Source organism: Kitasatospora sp. NPDC057518 (assembly GCF_042802075.1).
In the GTDB taxonomy this organism is placed as follows: Bacteria; Actinomycetota; Actinomycetes; order Streptomycetales; family Streptomycetaceae; genus Kitasatospora.
This window is the reverse complement of record NZ_JBHVEU010000772.1, coordinates 1-1670: the sequence shown is the minus strand read 5'-3', so window position 1 is coordinate 1670 and position 1670 is coordinate 1. Positions and strand designations below refer to the sequence as shown.

Sequence of the window (1670 nt, the reverse complement as noted above, 5' to 3'; positions counted from 1 at the left end):
CACGTCCCCTCGTCGTGCCAGTCGAACGGCACCGCACCCGAACGCGACCCCACCCGCACCCCGTACCCCAGGGCCGTCAGCCGGTCCGCCACCCGCCGACCCGTCTTCCCCGTCCCACCGACCACCAGCACGACACCGGACTCGACCGCGAGATCCACCACACCAGCCATCACAATCACCCTCACTCGGAGTAGGAGCCTGTTCGGATCGGCGGACCCGCCGGTGTTCGTGAACCCTGCGCGTCCGTCCTTGTGCTCACCAGTCAAGGCCACTCCGGGCCGGCGAACCATAGCCTCCGCACTCAGTTCCATGCGCGAGCGTCTACACCCCCGCCGCGCCCCCTCCGCCCTCCACCAGAACACACCCAAGCCGCCACGAACCACCCGTCTCGACCCCTCCTCCAGCAGCCCTTGAGCATCCGGCCGGACACTCCGCCGGAGTGGGCCCGGGTGGTGGCCATCGGTTGAGCATCCGGAGCCGGGCGGGGGCGCTGCCGGGGGGCGGCTCAGCGGAAGGCGGCGATGTTCTCGGAGACCCAGCGGCGGAAGGGCCTGGCGGGGGATCCGGTGACCGCTTCGACGGTGTCGCGCACCTCCAGCAGCTCGTCGTTGACGTCGCCGCCCGTCACGTCCAGCACCGCGTCCGCGGCCTCGGCCCCCAGGAGCGCGGACAGTTCCCGGTGGGCCTCCGCGCGGCCGGTCTCCGCGACGGGCACCTCCCGCCCCAGGGCCGCCGCGACGGCCTCCAGCTGCTGCCGGGCCGTCACCCGCCGTGGGCCGGTCAGCGCGTAGGTCCGTCCCCGGTGGCCGGGTTCGGTGAGCGCCACGCGCGCCACGGCCGCGATGTCCGCGGGGTGGACGGTGGGCAGCCCGGTGTCCGCGTACGGCACGCGGACCGTCCGGCGCTCGCGGATCGCCGGCGCCCACCACAGGGCGTTCGAGGCGAACTGCGTCGGCCGGAGCACCGTCCACGCCATGCCGCTGTCCGTGAGCAGCCGCTCGACGGCGGCGTTCTCGCGGGCGGGGCCCAGGTGCGGATGCGTCTGGACGGTGATGGACGACACCAGTACCACGTGCTCGACACCCGCCCGGCGGGCGGCGGCGAGGATCTCGGCGTCGGAGCCGATCCGCGACACCAGGAACAGCGAGCGCACCCCGTCGAGGGCGGACGCCAGGGCGGCCGGGTCGGCGAAGTCGCCTTCGCACGCCTCCACCCCCTCGGGGAACCGAGCTCGGGCGGCGTCACGGGTGAGGCCTCGGAGGGGGCCCGCCCCGTGCGCCCGCAGGTCCTCCAGCAGGGCGCGTCCGATGTTCCCGGTGGCTCCGGTCACAAGAATCATCTGCCTTCTCCTGTCATCTGACGACTGGTCGGAGGAAGGCTAGGAGCTCAAGCGGGCTTGAGGTCAACGAGATCGCCGAGAGGGCGCCCGGCGGCCGTGCGAGAATCGGGCAGGTGACGGCCGTGGACCACCCCGGCCACGGCAGGACGGAAGAGGAGACCTCGGTGACCGGGACGGTGGCAGCCGGTGCCGCGGGCTTCGATCCGGACGAGCACGTACGGTTCGCCCGGTACCGCCGGGCCTTCGCGACGGTGGCACCCGAGGAGGCGGCCGGCCTCGCCGCCCGGCTGCTGCAGGTCCGGTAGCGCGGGCGGAGGAGGCCGGATTGCCG

At 73.8% G+C, this 1670-nt stretch carries 2 protein-coding genes; one reads left to right on the top strand and one right to left on the bottom strand.

The window, feature by feature from the left end:
* Positions 1-505: 505 nt before the first annotated feature.
* Entirely contained in the window at positions 506-1339 is an 834-nt protein-coding gene (locus ACFU7Z_RS39290) for an NAD(P)H-binding protein (protein WP_380782959.1), read from the bottom strand.
* A gap of 113 nt (positions 1340-1452) precedes the next feature.
* Between ACFU7Z_RS39290 and ACFU7Z_RS39285 the strand changes: the two genes are divergently transcribed.
* The gene (locus ACFU7Z_RS39285) at positions 1453-1644 is read left to right on the top strand and encodes a hypothetical protein (protein ID WP_380782957.1); all 192 of its coding nucleotides are present in this window, start codon (positions 1453-1455) and stop codon (positions 1642-1644) included.
* Positions 1645-1670 lie beyond the last annotated feature (26 nt).